Origin of the sequence: Rathayibacter sp. VKM Ac-2803, assembly GCF_009807175.1 — a bacterium.
Classification (GTDB): Bacteria; Actinomycetota; Actinomycetes; order Actinomycetales; family Microbacteriaceae; genus Rathayibacter.
Map to the genome: position 1 here is coordinate 2,165,668 of NZ_WUCD01000001.1, position 15,674 is coordinate 2,181,341.

The following is a 15,674-nucleotide window of genomic DNA, read 5'->3' on the forward strand; positions in this document are numbered from 1 at the left end:
ACCCTCCGGGGGTATGAGCACCTCCTGGAAGCGCTGGACCCCGTTCGCCGCCGTACCCCTGGTCGTCGTCGCCGCGGCCGTCGCCCTTCCCCTGTCGGCGAGCGCCGCCGGGGACCTCCCCGAGAAGTCCGCCTCCGAGCTGCTGGCGTTCGTCGCCGAGAACGACGTGACCGCGTTCTCGGGCGAGATCGAGCAGACCTCCGACCTCGGGCTCCCCGACCTCTCCGCCCTCGGCGGATCGACCGGCTCCGACACCGCATCGCCGACCGACTCCCTCCTCGAGCTCGCGACCGCGTCGCACCAGGCCCGCGTCTTCGTCGACGCCGAGCAGGGCGCGCGGCTGCAGATCCTCGACCGCCTCGCCGAGCGCGACATCGTCGCGTCCAAGGGCGACGGCGTCTGGATCTACGACTCCGCCGAGAACACGGCCACCCACATCCTGCCCTCCGGCGACGCGACGGCCGAGGAGTCGGCGCCCGCCGCCGAGGTGCCCACCCCGTCCAGTACCGCTGAGCAGATCCTGGCGTCGATCGACCCGACGACGAGCGTCGCGGTCGGCTCCGACGTCAGCGTCGCCGGTCGCGACGCCTACGAGCTCGTGCTCACCCCGCGCGAGCCCGGCACCCTGGTCGGCTCGGTCACCATCTCGGTCGACGGCGAGACCGGGCTGCCCCTCGGTGTCGCGGTGACCGCTGTCGGCGGCACGGCCCCGGCCTTCAGCGTCGCGTACTCGAGCATCGACTTCGACGCTCCGGACGCCGCCATGTTCAGCTTCTCGGCCCCCGAGGGCGCGACCGTGACGGAGGAGACGGCCCCCGGCCACGACACCTCCGCCGCTCCCGAGACCGCGGCGCCCGACGCGAGCGCTCCCACGGACTCCGATGTCACGACCACCGGCACCGGCTGGGCCACCGTCGTCGAGCTCCCCGCCGGCGACGCCGAGTCGCTCGGCGCCCTCGACTCCGTCACCACCGCCGTCGACGGCGGCCGGGTGCTCTCCTCGGCCCTGCTGAGCGTGCTGGTCACCGACGACGGCCGCGTCCTCGCCGGAGCGGTCCCGACCGACGCCCTGCTCGACGCTGCCGCCGGGCGGTGACGACCGGCGAGCTCGCGGTCGAGACCCGCGGTCTCACCAAGCGCTTCGGGCGACAGGAGGCGGTGTCGGGTCTCGATCTGGCAGTGCCGCGAGGAGCCGTCTTCGGCTTCCTCGGCCCGAACGGCTCGGGCAAGACCACGACGATCCGGATGCTCCTCGCCCTCGCGTCGCCGACGGAGGGGAGCATCACGGTGCTCGGCTCGGCCATGCCGCGACGCGCGGCCGACGTCCTTCCCCGCGTCGGCGCCCTGGTCGAGGGCCCGGGCTTCTACCCGTTCCTCTCGGGCGCCGCGAACCTCCGCCGCTTCGACGCGGCCGAGCCCGGCACGTCGTCGCGCACCCGTGATGTCCGCGCGAAGGAGGCGCTCGCCCGCGTCGGCCTCTCGGCCGCGGCCCGCAAGAAGGTCGGCTCGTACTCGCTCGGCATGAAGCAGCGCCTCGGCATCGCCGTCGCCCTGCTGTCACCGCGCGATCTCATCGTGCTCGACGAGCCGACGAACGGACTCGACCCGCAGGGCACGCGCGAGGTCCGCTCGCTGGTGCGCGGACTGAACGAGGACGGCACCACGGTCCTCGTCTCGAGCCACCTGCTCGCCGAGATCGAGCAGCTCTGCACGCACGCCGCCGTGATGCGCACCGGTCGCCTCGTCGCGCAGGGCGGGCTCGACGAGCTCCGCGGCGACGCCGCATCGATCGAGCTGCTCACTCCCGACCCCGAGCGCGCTGTCGGCGAGCTCGCCGCGCGAGGGCTGCAGCCGCGGGTCACGCCCGCCGCGCACCCCATCGATCCGCCGCTCGTGGTCGCCGGGCTCCCCGCGGGCACGGCACCGGAGGCGCTCGTCGCCGGTCTGGTCGCCGCCGACGTCCGCGTGCGCGGCTTCGCGGTCCGCCGGCCCTCCCTCGAGGAGCGCTTCGTCGAGCTGACGGGGGAGGGCTTCGATGTCGAACGCTGACGTCGCGCGCCGGCGCGGTGGCGTCGGCTCGCTGCTCGTCTCCGAGCTCGCCCTGCTCTTCCGCCGCCGACGCACGTGGGCACTCCTGGCAGCTCTCGCGGCCATCCCCATCCTGCTCGCCGTCGCGGTGCGCCTGTCGGGCAGCGAGGGCGGTGGACCCTCCTTCGTCGGTGCGATCGCGGGCAACGGGCTCTTCGTCGGCTTCGCGGCGATCACCGTCGCGGTCCCGCTGTTCCTCCCGCTGACCATCGGCGTCGTCGCCGGCGACGCGATCGCGGGGGAGGCGTCGCTCGGCACGCTCCGCTACCTGCTCGTCACCCCGGTCGGGCGGGTCCGACTGCTCGCGGTGAAGTTCGCGGCGTCGGTGGCGTTCTGTCTCGCCGCGGCCCTGACCGTCATGGTCGTGGGCATCGTGATCGGCCTCGCCCTGTTCCCGGCCGGCCCCGTCACGCTGCTCTCGGGCAGCACCGTCCCGCTCGGCGATGCGATCGGGCGCGCAATCGCCATCGCGGTCTACGCGGCGCTCTCGCTGGTCGGCCTCGCCGCGATCGGACTCTTCATCTCGACGCTGACCGATGTGCCGGTCGGGGCGATGGCGGCCACCGTGGTCGTCTCGATCGCCGCGCAGATCGTCGGCTCGCTCTCGCAGCTCGACGCGCTGCACCCCTTCCTGTTCACGGACCGCTGGTTCGACTTCGCCGATCTGCTGCGCGACCCGATCGCCTGGGGCTCCCTCGGCGAGAACGCGCTCCTGCAGCTCGCGTACGTCGCGGTGTTCGGCTCGCTGGCCATCGGGCGCTTCACGACGCGCGACGTCCTGTCCTGAGGGCTCCACCACCGAGGCCGCCCTCCCGCGTCGGCGGTGAGGGCGGCCTCGGTGGTCGATCGGGCGTCAGGCCTGGGGTGCGACGCCGAAGCTGACGGAGCCCGACTCGTCGACCTGGGCGTCGAGCACCTTGTCGTCGAGCGCGGCCGAGGCGACGACGTCGAGGAACACGCGCGCGCCGTCCTGCTCGACGACGGCGTCGGTCGTCTCGGGGGCCGCCGCGACGGTGACGGCGAGGTTGCGGGCGTCGAGGTCGTCGCCGCTGATGCGGAGACCGCCCTCCGCGGGCACCTCGGTCTGGCTGGTGATGGTCGTGACGATCGAGCTGGCACTGTCGGTGAGGGTGAGCATCGTGTCGTTCCTTCCGTCCGGGATCGATGAGGGAGCCACGATGCCGAGGTCCCGACCGCATCTCAAGGCGCGCTCCCCGACGCGGAGGCGATGCACACCTCGCTGCAAGGCGCCGCGGTGCCTGCCACACTGACCGGATGCACCCCGCCGACGCCTGCCCCTGCGGAAGCCGCCGCCATTACGCCGACTGCTGCCGGCCCGCGCACCTCGGCGAGACTCCGTCGCCGACCGCGGAGCGCCTGATGCGCAGCCGCTACAGCGCCAACGTGCTCGGCAGCGCCGCCTACCTCCTCGCGAGCTGGCACCCCTCGACCCGGCCGCCGCGGGTCGACCTCGCCGACGACGTGCGCTGGCGGCGGCTGCAGATCGTCGACACGTCGTTCGGAGGCGAGGACGACGAGGAGGGACTGGTCGAGTTCCGCGCGTCCTACCGCTCGGCCCAGGGCGCCGGTCTCGTGCACGAGCGCAGCCGCTTCCTCCGCGAGGACGGTCGCTGGTACTACGTCGACGGCGATCTGCTCGACGGCGTGTGATGCGGCCAGGACCGTCCTACCCTGGAGTCATGGCCAAGGAGTTCCGCCGGGCGGACGACGCGTCGCGCTACGAGCTGCACCTCGACGGGACGCTGGTGGGCGTCCTCGACTACCGCGAGAACGACGAGAGCGTGTCGCTGGTGCGCTCGTTCACCTCGCCGCCGTTCCGCGGGCGCGGGCTGGCGGGCGAGCTCGTGGCCTTCGCGGTCGACGACATCGAGTCCTCCGGCGAGCGCTCGGTCGTGCCGATGTGCTGGTACGTCGGGCAGTGGTTCGACGAGCACCCCGAGAAGTCCGGGCTCCTGAGTCGCGGCACCACGGCCTGAGCGTCAGGTCGTGACGATCGGCTCCACGTCGGCGAGGTCCGGCCCGAGACCTATGTCGACAAGGTGGATCCGGCCCGCGTAGGAAGAGCCGGGCGGCAGCAGCAGGCCCGCCTTGATCGCCCCGAACGTCACCGTCAGGTCGGCGCGCAGCACCGTCGGATCGGGCACCGCCCCGTCGTCCGGCCCGATCCCGCTCGGCAGGTCGACCGCCACGACGGTCGGCGGTGACTCGCGCCGGGAGACGTAGTCGATGACGACGGCGACGACCTCGCGAGCCCGACCGCGGAGGGCCGGAGCGGCCGTCCCGATGCCGAGGATCCCGTCCACGATGACGTCGGCCCGGGCGACCGCGGCGGCGAGCGCGTTGGCATCGCCGGCGCTCACGGTGGCGCAGCCCTCGTCGAGCGCGATGGCGAACCCGCGCGGGTGGGCCTTCTCGCCGGTCAGCACGAGGGTCACGTCGCTCCCGGAGGCGGCGATCTCGGCGGCCGCGTAGAGCGCGTCCCCGCCGTTGTTGCCTGGCCCGACCAGCACGAGCACACTGCCCGCGCCGCGCCTCTCGGGCCGGGCGGCGAGAACCGCCCGCAGCTCGCGCGCCAGCCCGCCCGCCGCCCTCTGCATCAGCGGTTCGCGCCGCGCCAGATGCGGCGCCTCGGCGGCCCGCACCTGCGCGGAGGAGTATCCCTCGGCCATCGACCCAGTGTCGGCCTCCGTCGCCGGTTCAGCAACCCGCACGCTGGTCGAGCAGGCGGCGTATCGAGCGGCGAAGCCGCTTCGCGTCAGGGTGGGGAGGGACAAGAGGGCGCCCATCGCCATCCCTGCTGGTCGAGTAGCCGCCGTAGGCGGCGTATCGAGACCCACCAGCGTCAGCAGATCAGGCTTCGGCTCTTGTCTTCTGACGGACGTGGATCTCGAGACGCCCGCTCAGCCGGCTGCGGGCTCGATCAGCGAGGGGTGCGGGGCGCGGGAGGAGGGGGCATCCGCCGTCACGACTCCTGGACCGCGCGGTCCGCCTCCTCGACGATCGACCGCATCGCCCGCTCCGCGGCGGCGGCGTCGCCCTCGGCGACCGCCGTCGCGACCGCGCGGTGCAGGCGCACCGCCTCCGAGTCGGCCTCGCGCGGCATGAGCGCATTGCGCGTGCGCCCCGCCAGGACCTCCGACACCAGATCGGCGAGCTGCGCGAGCAGCGGGTTCCCGGAGGCGCCGAGCAGCGTCCGGTGGAAGAGCGTGTCGGCCGCGAGGTAGGCGGCCTGGTCGGCCGAGTGCGCCTCCGCCGCCATCGCGCGGACCGCCTCGACCAGCGTCGACCGGTGCTCGGGAGTGGCGTTGACGGCCGCGAGCCGTGCCGCCAGCGGCTCGACTCCGAGGCGCAGCTCGCTGAGGCGGTGCAGCTGCAGCTGCCGGTCGGGGCCGTCGAGACTCCACGCGATCACCCGCGGGTCGAGGGCGTTCCAGCACTCCCGGGGCTGCACGCACGTCCCGGCCCGCCGCCGCGAGACGATCAGCCCGAGCGACTCGAGGACGCGGACCGCCTCGCGCATCACCGAGCGCGAGACTCCGCTGCGCTCGGCGCGATCGTCGGCGCTGAACGCGGTGCCGGGCGCCAGCTCGCCGCGCACGATCTGCGACCCCAGCTCGTCGAGGATCGAGGAGTGCAGGGAGGGCGACGGCGCGGTCATGCGATCAGTATTCCGGACGGAGGGTGGCGATCCGCCTAATCGTCCGACATAATCGAGCAGCAATCTGGTTATGTCGGACATATTGTCCGCGAATCGTCGGACCGACCAAGGACGCTCATGACACCGACTCTTCCCACTCTGCTCCGCGCCGCGGGCGAGACCGAGGCCGCGACCACGGCACCGCAGGGGCAGCGCATCGCCGCCGCGATCCTCGGCATCGCGGTGATCGTCGTGCTGATCACCTGGCTCAAGCTGCACCCGTTCGTCGCCCTGCTGATCGGCGCGCTGACCACGGGACTCGTCGCCGCGATGCCGGCCGCCGACGCCGTCGCGAGCTTCGCGCTCGGCTTCGGCAACACGATGGGCGGCGTCGGCATCCTGATCGGCCTCGGCGCGATGTACGGCAAGCTCCTCGCCGACTCGGGCGGCGCCGACCGCATCGTCGACACCCTGGTCGCCCGCGCGAGCACGCGGGCGCTGCCCTGGATGATGGGCTTCGTCGGCGCGCTGATCGGCCTGCCGATGTTCTTCGAGGTCGGACTCGTCCTCCTCATCCCGGTCGTCATCCTGGTCGCCCGCCGCAGCGGACTTCCGCTGATGACGATCGCCATCCCGACCCTCGCCGGCCTGTCGGTCATGCACGGCCTCGTGCCGCCGCACCCGGGCCCGCTGGTCGCGATCGACGCGCTCGGCGCCAACCTCGGCGTGACGCTCGCGTTCGGCGTCCTCGTCGCGATCCCGACGGTCGTCGTCGCAGGCCCCCTCTTCGGCCGCCTCGCCGCGAAGTGGGCGCCGGTCGAGACTCCTCCGCTCTTCGGCGAGGGTGCGGGAGACGCCCGCGCGCACCGCCCCGGCTTCGTCGCGGCCGTCGCGAGCATCCTGCTCCCCGTCGTGCTGATGCTCGGGAAGGCCGTCGCCGACATCGCGGCGCCCGGCTCGACCGACGCCTGGAAGGCGCTCCTCGACTTCCTCGGCACCCCGACCATCGCCCTCGCCATCGCCCTGCTCGCCGGCTTCGTCCTGCTCGGCCGCGGCGGGCGGATGGACCGCGCCGAGCTGCAGACCTCGCTCTCGAGCGCACTCCCGCCGATCGCGGGCATCCTGCTGATCGTCGGTGCGGGCGGAGGCTTCAAGCAGGTCCTCGTCGACACCGGCATCGGCAGCGTGGTCGCCCAGCTCGCCGAGGGCAGCGGCGCCTCGGCCCTGCTGCTCGCCTGGCTGGTCGCGGTCGTCATCCGCGTCGCGACCGGCTCCGCGACCGTCGCCACGGTGACCGCCGCGGGCATCCTGCAGCCCCTGACCGAGTCGATGGACGGCCCGATGGTCGCCCTGATGGTGCTGGCGATCGGCGCCGGCTCCGTGTTCCTCTCGCACGTCAACGACGCCGGCTTCTGGCTCGTCAAGGAGTACCTGGGCCTCAGCATCGGGCAGACACTGAAGACATGGACCGTGATGGAGTGCCTCGTGTCGGTGACCGGTCTCGCCGGGGTCCTGATCATCGGGCTGTTCGTGGGGGGTCTGTGATGGCCCGCGACAGCGCAGGCACCGTCCGCGCGATCGTCGTGATGGGCGTCTCCGGCAGCGGCAAGTCGACCGTCGCCGCGCTCCTCGCGGGGCAGCTCGGCTGGAGCTTCCTCGAGGGCGACGACCTGCACCCCCAGGCCAACGTCGACAAGATGGCGGCCGGCACTCCGCTCACCGACGACGACCGCGCGCCGTGGCTCGCCGAGATCGCCCGGACCGTCGACGAGCGGATCGAGGCGGGCGGCTCCGTCGTGATCACCTGCTCGGCGCTGCGCCGGCGGTACCGCGACGTCCTGCGCCGACCCGACCTGGTCTTCGTGCACCTGTCGGGCTCGCGCGACGTCGTCGCCGGCCGGCTCGCCTCGCGCCTCGACCACTTCATGCCGAGCACGCTGCTCGACTCGCAGTTCGGCACCCTCGAGCCGCTCGGTGACGATGAGCGGCACCTGACCGTCGACGTCGGTCGCCCCCCGGAGGAGGAGGTCGCCGAGATCGTCGAGACGCTCGGCCTGCGCTGAGCGCCGCTAGGGCCTGTTGAACACGAGACCGCCGTCGCGAGCACGGTCTGATCGTGCGAGCTGCAAGGAGCGGATCGAAGGCCCATGCGGGGCATGGGACGAGATTCGCGACGCCGCAGATCGTGCGATCAGGCCGAGCGGAGCACGCGGGATCGTGTTCAACAGGCCCTAGGCGAGCAGCTCGGCGAGGTCGGCGACCGGCAGGTCGAACGCCGCGGCGACGGCCTCGTTGACCACGCGTCCGTCGTGCGTGCTGAGCCCCTTCGCCAGTGCCGGATCCGCCGCCAGGGCGCCCTTCCAGCCGCGGTCCGCGAGCGCGACGACGTAGGGGAGCGTCGCGTTGGTCAGGGCGCGGGTCGAGGTCTCCGGCACCGCGCCGGGCATGTTCGCCACGCAGTAGTAGACGCTGTCGTGCACGGCGAAGACCGGGTCGTCGTGCGTGGTCGGGCGCGAGCCCTCGAAGCAGCCGCCCTGGTCGATCGCGATGTCGACCAGCACCGAGCCGGCCTTCATCGTCGCGACCATCTCGTCGGTCACGAGCTTCGGTGCCTTGGCCCCGGGGATGAGGACGGAGCCGATCACGAGGTCGGCCTCCCTGATCTGCGCGGCGATCTCGTAGGTCGAGGAGGCGCGGGTCTGGATGCGCCCGTCGAAGCGGTTCTCGAGCTCGCGGAGGCGGGGGAGCGAGAGGTCGACGATCGTCACGTCGGCGCCCATCCCGAGCGCGTTCGCCGCGGCGTGCTCGCCCGCGACGCCTCCGCCGATGACGACGACCTTCGCCTTGGGCGTGCCGGGCACCCCGCCGAGGAGGGTGCCGCGCCCGCCCGCGGCGCGCATGAGGTGGTAGGCGCCGACGGTGATCGACAGGCGTCCGGCGACCTCGCTCATCGGCGAGAGGAGGGGGAGCTGGCGGTTCGGCAGCTGGACGGTCTCGTAGGCGATCGCGGTGGTGCCGGCGGCGAGCAGCGCCTCCGTGCACGCGCGGGAGGCGGCGAGGTGCAGGTAGGTGAAGAGCACCTGGCCCGAGCGCATCCGCGGGTACTCGGTCTCGATCGGCTCCTTGACCTTCAGCACGAGGTCGGCCTCGCCCCAGACCTCGTCGGCGTCGGCGGCGATCCGCGCGCCCGCCGCGACGAAGTCCTCGTCGGACAGCCGGGAGCCGAGGCCCGCACCCGACTGCACGAGCACCTCGTGCCCGCGACGCACCAGCTCGTGCACGCCGGCCGGTGTCGCGGCGACGCGGTTCTCGTTGTTCTTGATCTCGGTGGGGATGCCGATGCGCATGACGACTCCTGTCCAGTCGAACCGCCGGGCGGCGGTCGGCGCCGATCCTGCGCCGGCACTGCCCCTATCGTGCGAAGATCGTGTTTCCTGCGCGTGACGTTCCGCAGGATCGTTCGATTCGGTCTCCTCTTCCGCAGGATCGCCGATGCAGAGGCAGGAGACCCGCGTGCGAGCGAAGGATCTGCACGACCTCGGCGACCTCGACACGGTCGACCGCGCGCTGGTGCGCCTGCTCCGCGCCGACGCGCGCACGCCGAACAGCCGTCTCGCCGAGCAGGCGGGCATCGCCCCGTCGACCTGCGTCTCGCGCGTCCGATCCCTGGTCGACCGCGGGATCATCACGGGCTTCACCGCCGAGCTCGACCCGGCGGCCCTCGGGCTCACGCTGCAGGCGCTGATCAGTGTCGGCATCCGGGTCGGTCAGCGCCAGGCGATCACGCGGTTCGCCGACGAGATCCGGGCGCTCCCCGAGGTCGTGCAGCTGTTCTTCCTGGGCGGCTCCGAGGACTTCATCATCCATGTGGCCGTCCGCGACTCGAACGACGTGCGCGACTTCGTCGTGTCGAACCTGTCGGCGCACCCGGCGGTCGCCTCGACGCGCACGAGCATCGTGTTCGACCATCACCGCAAGGGGCCTGCCGTCCCGGAGTAGGGCCGGGTCACCAGGCGTAGATCCGGGAGATGATCTCGGGTCGAGGGTGCTGAGACGGCCCCGGGAAGCTGATGACGACGGGCAGGCCGTCCGGTCCTTCGCCCTCGACCAGGGTGAAGCCGTCGAGCTCTCGGCGCGAGACCCGAGTCGACCTCTCGCGCAGCAGCTCCTCGCAGCGATCGAGCTCGGCCGGGTCGGATGCGGTCCAGATCAGGTACTGGATGCCGACGGCGCCGAGCGGGTGCTGGTCGCGATCGCCGACGGCGCGGAGGTAGAGCTGGTCCTTCTCCGGTCCGACGAGCAGCGCCGCTGACGGGGTCCGCACGGAGGTCCGTGCGGTGAGCAGCTGCTCGTAGAAGTGGACGCTGGCGTCGAGGTCGGTCACGAACATCACGGCGGAGGCGAGCTTCACGGCCTGATCGCCCCGACCACGGCATCGGGAGCCGCGACGCGCACGGTACAGCCCGCCGGGATGATGGCGACGGCGGTGTGCATCCGCATCACCACCGCGTGGTCGGTGCTCTCACCGGCGCTGGTGCGGGAGAGATCGTCCGTGCCCAGCACGAGGAGGCCGGCGCCGCCGGCGGTCGCGAGGAGACCCTGCACCGTCTCACCGTGCGCGAACCGGAGGGTGACCGCGAGGCCGGGATACCGCTCTCGGAGGGGCGCGATGACGCCGGCGGCCTCGAGTCGCCTGCCGTCGAGCTCCTCGTCGAACCGGCCCGCGGGAGCGTCGGCCGCGTCCTCCTCGACCGGGTGCAGCCGCCAGCTCCGCGCGACGACGAGCGATTCGGAGCGGCGATCGGCCTCGGCGGCGGCGAACTCGAGCGCGGCCTGCGACGCGGGCGACCCGTCGAACCCGATGACGAAGCCGGGGGCGCCGTGACGAGCGTCGATCGGCACGATGACGACCGGGACGACGCCGCGCTGGCTCAGCGCCATGCCGAGCGAGTGCTCGAAGCGGCCGGGGTGCTCGTTGCGGGTGTCGGTTCCGACCACCAGGAGCGAGCCGTCCCGGCCGCGTCGTTCGAGCTGCTCGACGGGGTCGCCGTGCAGCAGCTCGGCGGTGAAGCGGATGCCGGAGCGGTCCTGCTGGAGCGTCGCGGCGAGGTCGTCGAGTGCGGCCTTCGAGAGAGGGCGCTCGTCGGACGGCCCCGCGACGTGGCAGAGGATCACGTGGCGGTCGAGCAGGTACTCGCGGATGATGGCCCAGTCGAGGGCGGTGCGGGCGGCGGCGGTGCCGGTCCAGGCGACGAGGGTGGTCATGGCGGTCTCCTTCGTGGTCGGCGGATCAGTCGGTGGAGAGCGCGTCGATCGCCACGGTGACGCGCGCAGTGTGCCCGAGCAGCGCACCCCGCGCGCGGGCCCGGTCGAGCTCGGAGGGGCGGGGAGGGCCGTCGACTCCACCGTGCGCGCGTCCCAGCCCCCGGACCAGGGCCGTTGGTCCCGAGATCGAAGCCCGTCCGGGGCCGTGCACCGACGTGCGTCGAGCCTCCGGTGCGCGGTTCGGCACGACCGCGGGACGTTCGGCCCTGTCAGCGTCACCCCGCGCGGGTGACGCTGGAGTGAGCCGGATCCGGCTGCCAGCAAGGGATGCCTGATGAATGCACAGCTCGTCGTCGGATGGGACGGCTCCGCTTCGGCGCGACACGCGCTCGCGTGGGCTCTGGCGCAGACCTCTGAGGAGGCGCAGGCCCGGGGACTCCTCCTCGTCGAGGTCGTCGACGGCCTCGATCGCTTCAGCGGCACCGACTTCAGCGCTGATCCGCGGGCCGCCGAGGCCGTCTCGCTCGAGACCGCGGCCGCCGACGCCGAGCGCGCGCATCCCGGCTCGCGGATCGACACCCGCCTCCTCACCGGCGACCCGGTCGAGCAGCTCGCGCGTCTCGCCGGACCGGACACCCTCCTCGTCGTCGGAGACCGCCGGCGCACCGTGCTCCCGATGCGGGGCGCCTGGAGCGTCGGCGCCCGGCTCGCCGCTCGCGCCGCAGGGCCCGTCGCGATCATCACCCACGACGCGCCGAGCGACGGGACCGGCGTCCTCGTCGGGATCGACGACTCCGACGACGCTCGCGCCGCCCTCGAGTTCGCGGCCGGCTGGGCCGCGCGCACCCGGCAGACGCTGCACGTGCTGCACGCCTGGCGCACCCCGTTCCTCTGGAACGACAGGGTCCCGCACGCGATCCTCGTCGAGGAGGTGGCGGCGCAGCACGCCGAGCTCCTCGCCGACGCGGTCGCCGAGGCGCGGAGGCTGCACCCCGGGCTCGTCGTCGAGGGCATCGAGGTCGACGGAGTCGCCGCCCGCACGCTCCTCGAGGCCGCTCCCGGTCGCGCGCTGCTCGTCGTCGGCGACGGAGGAGTCTCGCGCCTCGAGCGGATGCTGATCGGCTCCGTCGGTCACGACATCCTCGTGAATCTCGCGGTTCCCACCGTGATTATCGGGCGGAAGACCCGCGCTCCGAAGCCGAAGCCCGTCGCCGCGGCGCCCGCGCCGCTGACGGCGCCGACCAGGACGATCGTCGCGTGGGGCGGCGACGAGCCGTCCCGGACCGCCGTCGAGTGGGCCCTGGCCCGCCAGGCCTCCGGCAGCGTCGAGGTGGTCATGATCGCAGACGAGTCGGCCGGCGTCCCCGACCCGGCCGCCGCCGCCGAGGTCGTCGCACTCGACGAGCGCGCCGTCGACCGCCTGATCGAGCAGGTCGGGAGCACGGACGTCGTCCTGCACGGCCGCGTGGTGCGCGGCTCCGTGCTGCACACCCTCGCCGGTCTGACGGATTCCGACACCCTCCTGGTCGTCGGCACCGAGGACCGCGAGGGTCCGCGCCTCCGCTTCGGCCTCTCGGTCGGCGCGCACCTGCCCGCTCTCGCCCGAGGACCGATCGCGATCGTCCCGCGCACGGTCGACTCGTCGCTGCGCGGAGTCGCGGTCGGAGTCGACGGCTCGGCGGCGTCGAACGCGGCGATCGTGGTGGCGGCCGCCGAGGCCGCGCGCCGCGACGAGACCCTGCACCTGGTGCACGCGTGGACGGAGCCGGCCCTCTACGACAGCACGTTCCTCCTCGACGGCGAGTTCATCCGCTCGCTCGAGGCCGACCACTGCGCGATCCTGCACGCGGCGGAGCAGGTGGCCCTGCTGAGCGACGTGCGGATCGAGACCCATCTGGTCGGCGGCGACCCGGCCCACGCCCTCGCCGAGATCAGAGCGGCGATGATCGTGATCGGTACCCGCGGGCTCACGGGATGGCGCCGCCTCCTGCTCGGATCGGTCAGCCGCGACCTGATCCTGAATCTCGACGCCCCCCTCATCGTGGTACGGCATCCGGAGGCCGCTCGGTCGATCAGCAGCCTCGTCCGCGACCGGGCGGTGTCCGCATGAGCGTCCTCGACCTCCCGTCGATCACCTGGCCGTCCCGCACTCCCGAGCCCCTGTCCGAGCGCACGCTCGATGAGCTGGACGCGTGGTGGCGGGCCGCGAACTACCTCTCGATCGGGCAGATCTACCTGCTCGACAACCCGCTCCTGCGCGAACCGCTCGCGGCGGAGCACATCAAGCCGCGCCTGCTCGGGCACTGGGGGACGACTCCGGGGCTCACCTTCGTCTACGCGCACCTCAACCGGGTGATCCGCGAGCGCGATCTGAACGCGATCTTCGTCACCGGGCCGGGACACGGCGGCCCGGGGATGGTCGCCAGCACCTACCTCGACGGCACCTACAGCGAGGTGTACGACGACATCGACCGGAGTGTCGACGGTGTCCGGAAGCTGTTCCGGCAGTTCTCGTTCCCCGGCGGCATCCCCAGCCACGTCGCCCCCGAGACACCGGGCTCGATCCACGAGGGCGGCGAGCTCGGCTACTCGCTCTCGCACGCCTACGGCGCCGTGTTCGACAACCCCGACCTGCTGGTCGCGGCGGTCGTCGGCGACGGCGAGGCCGAGACCGGACCGCTGGCGACGAGCTGGCACTCGAACAAGTTCATCGACCCGCTGCACGACGGCGTGGTCCTGCCGATCCTGCACCTCAACGGGTACAAGATCGCCAACCCGACCGTCCTCGCCCGCATCCCCGAGCGCGAGCTCGAGCAGCTGATGCGCGGTTACGGCCATACGCCGTACCTCGTCTCCGGAGGCTTCGACGGCGAGGATCCGCGCGCCGTCCACCGCCGCCTCGCCACCGCGATGGACCTGGCGCTCAACCAGATAGCCGAGATCAAGGCGGATGCCCTGTCGGGTCGCCTCGACGGTCGGCCCGCGTGGCCGATGATCATCCTCCGCACGCCGAAGGGCTGGACGTGCCCGCCGGTGATCGACGGTCTGCCCGCCGAGGACAGCTGGCGCTCGCACCAGGTGCCGCTGGCGAACGTGCGCGAGCGGCCCGAGCACATCGCCGTTCTCGAGGGGTGGCTGCGCTCCTACCGGCCCGAGGAGCTCTTCGACGAGGCCGGCGCCCCGATGCCGCTCGTCACCGCCCTCGCGCCGGTCGGTGAGCGCCGGATGAGCGCGAACCCCGTCGCCAACGGCGGACTGCTGCGGAAGCCGCTGCACCTGCCCGACTTCCGCGACTACGCCGTCGACGTGCCCTCGCCCGGAGCGACGACCAGCTCGGCGACCACCGTGCTCGGGACGTGGCTGCGCGACGTCATCGTCGCCAACCCGCACGACTTCCGCATCTTCGGACCGGACGAGACCGCGTCGAACCGGCTGCAGGCCGTCTTCGAGGTCACCGACAAGCAGTGGGACGCCGAGGTGCGGGTCGCCGACTTCGACAACCACCTCGCCCGCTCCGGCCGGGTCGTCGAGATGCTGAGCGAGCACCAGTGCCAGGGCTGGCTCGAGGGCTACCTGCTCACCGGCCGCCACGGGCTGATCAACTCCTACGAGGCGTTCGTGCACATCGTCGACTCGATGGTCAACCAGCACGCGAAGTGGCTGAAGTCCTCGCGCGAGATCGCGTGGCGGCGGCCCGTCTCGTCGCTGAACTACCTGCTCAGCTCGCACGTCTGGCGGCAGGATCACAACGGCACCTCGCACCAGGACCCGGGCTTCATCGACCACGTGATGAACAAGAAGTCCGGCATCGTGCGGGTCTACCTGCCGTTCGACGCGAACACGCTGCTCTCGACCTACGACCACTGCCTCCGCTCGGTCGACTACATCAACGTGGTCGTCGCCGGGAAGCAGCAGGAGGCGAATTGGCTGTCGATGCCCGAGGCGATCGAGCACTGCACGCGGGGCCTGGGCATCTTCGCCTGGGCCGGCTCCGAGGTCGCGGGGGAGGAGCCGGATGTGGTTCTCGCCTGTGCCGGCGACGTCCCGACCCTCGAGGTGCTCGCCGCGGTGGCCCTGCTGCGCGCCGAGGTGCCGACGCTGAAGGTGCGGGTCGTGAACGTCGTCGACCTGATGCGCCTGCAGAGCGAGGGCGAGCACCCGCACGGGCTGAGCGACGCCGACTACGACGCCGTGTTCACGACCGACAAGCCGGTGGTCTTCGCGTACCACGGCTATCCGTGGCTGATCCACCGGCTCACCTACCGCCGCCACGGGCACGCGAACCTGCACGTGCGCGGCTTCATCGAGGAGGGCACCACGACCACGCCGTTCGACATGGTGATGCTGAACGACCTCGACCGCTATCGACTCGTCCTCGATGTGCTCGACCGCGTCCCCGGTCTCGCCGCGCGCGAGGCCGTGTTCCGCCAGCGGATGCAGGACGCGCGCCTCGAGGCCCGCGCCTACACCCGCGCGCACGGCGAGGACATCCCCTCCGTCGCCCAGTGGAGCTGGACGGGGAGCGGACCGCAGGGCGCGACGTACCATCGCGCCGACGTGCTCCCGCACGAGCACGAGGCGGCGGAGCGCGCGGCACAACTGCAGTGATCCGGTGCGGCGAGACTCCTCGCTCGGGTGCGGCTCGGGGAGTCGGCGGTACGGC

At 72.6% G+C, this 15,674-nt stretch carries 16 protein-coding genes; 10 read left to right on the top strand and 6 right to left on the bottom strand.

Features of this window, described 5'->3' with window-relative positions:
• Nucleotides 1-13 precede the first annotated feature (13 nt).
• From GRS96_RS10075 to GRS96_RS10085, 3 genes are read left to right on the top strand one after another with little or no spacing between them, the layout of a single operon-like run.
• Entirely contained in the window at nucleotides 14-1,096 is a 1,083-nt protein-coding gene (locus GRS96_RS10075; RefSeq protein WP_159988408.1) for a LolA family protein, read from the top strand.
• Nucleotides 1,093-2,049 carry an ABC transporter ATP-binding protein gene (locus GRS96_RS10080; protein WP_159988409.1) on the top strand — a complete coding sequence of 319 codons (957 nt, stop codon included), beginning with the start codon at nucleotides 1,093-1,095 and terminating at the stop codon, nucleotides 2,047-2,049. The genes GRS96_RS10075 and GRS96_RS10080 overlap by 4 nt, the downstream gene beginning before the upstream one ends.
• Nucleotides 2,036-2,875, top strand: a complete 840-nt coding sequence (locus GRS96_RS10085) for an ABC transporter permease (RefSeq protein WP_159988410.1) — start codon at nucleotides 2,036-2,038, stop codon at nucleotides 2,873-2,875. Before GRS96_RS10080 ends, GRS96_RS10085 begins: the two co-directional genes overlap by 14 nt.
• Before the next feature lie 66 nt (nucleotides 2,876-2,941).
• Here GRS96_RS10085 and GRS96_RS10090 read toward each other — a convergent pair whose 3' ends face one another.
• Entirely contained in the window at nucleotides 2,942-3,226 is a 285-nt protein-coding gene (locus GRS96_RS10090) for a hypothetical protein (protein ID WP_159857072.1), read from the bottom strand.
• 137 nt (nucleotides 3,227-3,363) lie between these two features.
• Between GRS96_RS10090 and GRS96_RS10095 the strand changes: the two genes are divergently transcribed.
• Nucleotides 3,364-3,759 (top strand): YchJ family protein, encoded by a 396-nt coding sequence (locus GRS96_RS10095; protein WP_159857073.1) that lies wholly within the window; start codon nucleotides 3,364-3,366, stop codon nucleotides 3,757-3,759.
• Between the two features lie 29 nt (nucleotides 3,760-3,788).
• A complete protein-coding gene (locus GRS96_RS10100; protein WP_159857074.1) occupies nucleotides 3,789-4,085 on the top strand; it encodes a GNAT family N-acetyltransferase in 297 nt (98 codons plus the stop codon).
• 3 nt (nucleotides 4,086-4,088) lie between these two features.
• Here GRS96_RS10100 and GRS96_RS10105 read toward each other — a convergent pair whose 3' ends face one another.
• Together GRS96_RS10105 and GRS96_RS10110 are read right to left on the bottom strand one after the other, a co-directional pair.
• Entirely contained in the window at nucleotides 4,089-4,778 is a 690-nt protein-coding gene (locus tag GRS96_RS10105) for an NAD(P)H-hydrate epimerase (protein WP_159857075.1), read from the bottom strand.
• 293 nt (nucleotides 4,779-5,071) lie between these two features.
• Complete coding sequence (locus GRS96_RS10110; protein ID WP_159988411.1) at nucleotides 5,072-5,767, bottom strand: FadR/GntR family transcriptional regulator; 696 nt, start codon at nucleotides 5,765-5,767, stop codon at nucleotides 5,072-5,074.
• 117 nt (nucleotides 5,768-5,884) lie between these two features.
• On the opposite strand from GRS96_RS10110, the gene GRS96_RS10115 reads away from it, so the two are divergent.
• Both GRS96_RS10115 and GRS96_RS10120 read left to right on the top strand, forming a co-directional pair.
• Nucleotides 5,885-7,291: a GntP family permease gene (locus GRS96_RS10115; RefSeq protein ID WP_159988412.1), complete on the top strand. Its 1,407-nt coding sequence runs from the start codon at nucleotides 5,885-5,887 to the stop codon at nucleotides 7,289-7,291.
• The gene (locus tag GRS96_RS10120; RefSeq protein ID WP_159857078.1) at nucleotides 7,291-7,809 is read left to right on the top strand and encodes a gluconokinase; all 519 of its coding nucleotides are present in this window, start codon (nucleotides 7,291-7,293) and stop codon (nucleotides 7,807-7,809) included. The genes GRS96_RS10115 and GRS96_RS10120 overlap by 1 nt, the downstream gene beginning before the upstream one ends.
• Nucleotides 7,810-7,977: 168 nt before the next feature.
• On the opposite strand, the gene ald is transcribed toward GRS96_RS10120, so the two are convergent.
• Complete coding sequence (gene ald / locus GRS96_RS10125; protein ID WP_159988413.1) at nucleotides 7,978-9,093, bottom strand: alanine dehydrogenase; 1,116 nt, start codon at nucleotides 9,091-9,093, stop codon at nucleotides 7,978-7,980.
• A 145-nt stretch (nucleotides 9,094-9,238) separates the two neighbouring features.
• On the opposite strand from ald, the gene GRS96_RS10130 reads away from it, so the two are divergent.
• Nucleotides 9,239-9,745: an Lrp/AsnC family transcriptional regulator gene (locus GRS96_RS10130; RefSeq protein ID WP_159857080.1), complete on the top strand. Its 507-nt coding sequence runs from the start codon at nucleotides 9,239-9,241 to the stop codon at nucleotides 9,743-9,745.
• Nucleotides 9,746-9,752: 7 nt separating this feature from the next.
• On the opposite strand, the gene GRS96_RS10135 is transcribed toward GRS96_RS10130, so the two are convergent.
• On the bottom strand, nucleotides 9,753-10,157 hold the full coding sequence (locus tag GRS96_RS10135) for a VOC family protein (protein WP_159857081.1): 405 nt from the start codon (nucleotides 10,155-10,157) through the stop codon (nucleotides 9,753-9,755).
• Nucleotides 10,154-11,011 (bottom strand): universal stress protein, encoded by an 858-nt coding sequence (locus tag GRS96_RS10140; RefSeq protein ID WP_159857082.1) that lies wholly within the window; start codon nucleotides 11,009-11,011, stop codon nucleotides 10,154-10,156. The genes GRS96_RS10135 and GRS96_RS10140 overlap by 4 nt, the downstream gene beginning before the upstream one ends.
• 334 nt (nucleotides 11,012-11,345) lie before the next feature.
• Between GRS96_RS10140 and GRS96_RS10145 the strand changes: the two genes are divergently transcribed.
• Together GRS96_RS10145 and GRS96_RS10150 are read left to right on the top strand one after the other, a co-directional pair.
• Nucleotides 11,346-13,121 carry a universal stress protein gene (locus tag GRS96_RS10145; RefSeq protein WP_159857083.1) on the top strand — a complete coding sequence of 592 codons (1,776 nt, stop codon included), beginning with the start codon at nucleotides 11,346-11,348 and terminating at the stop codon, nucleotides 13,119-13,121.
• The gene (locus GRS96_RS10150; protein WP_159988414.1) at nucleotides 13,118-15,619 is read left to right on the top strand and encodes a phosphoketolase family protein; all 2,502 of its coding nucleotides are present in this window, start codon (nucleotides 13,118-13,120) and stop codon (nucleotides 15,617-15,619) included. The genes GRS96_RS10145 and GRS96_RS10150 overlap by 4 nt, the downstream gene beginning before the upstream one ends.
• Nucleotides 15,620-15,674 lie beyond the last annotated feature (55 nt).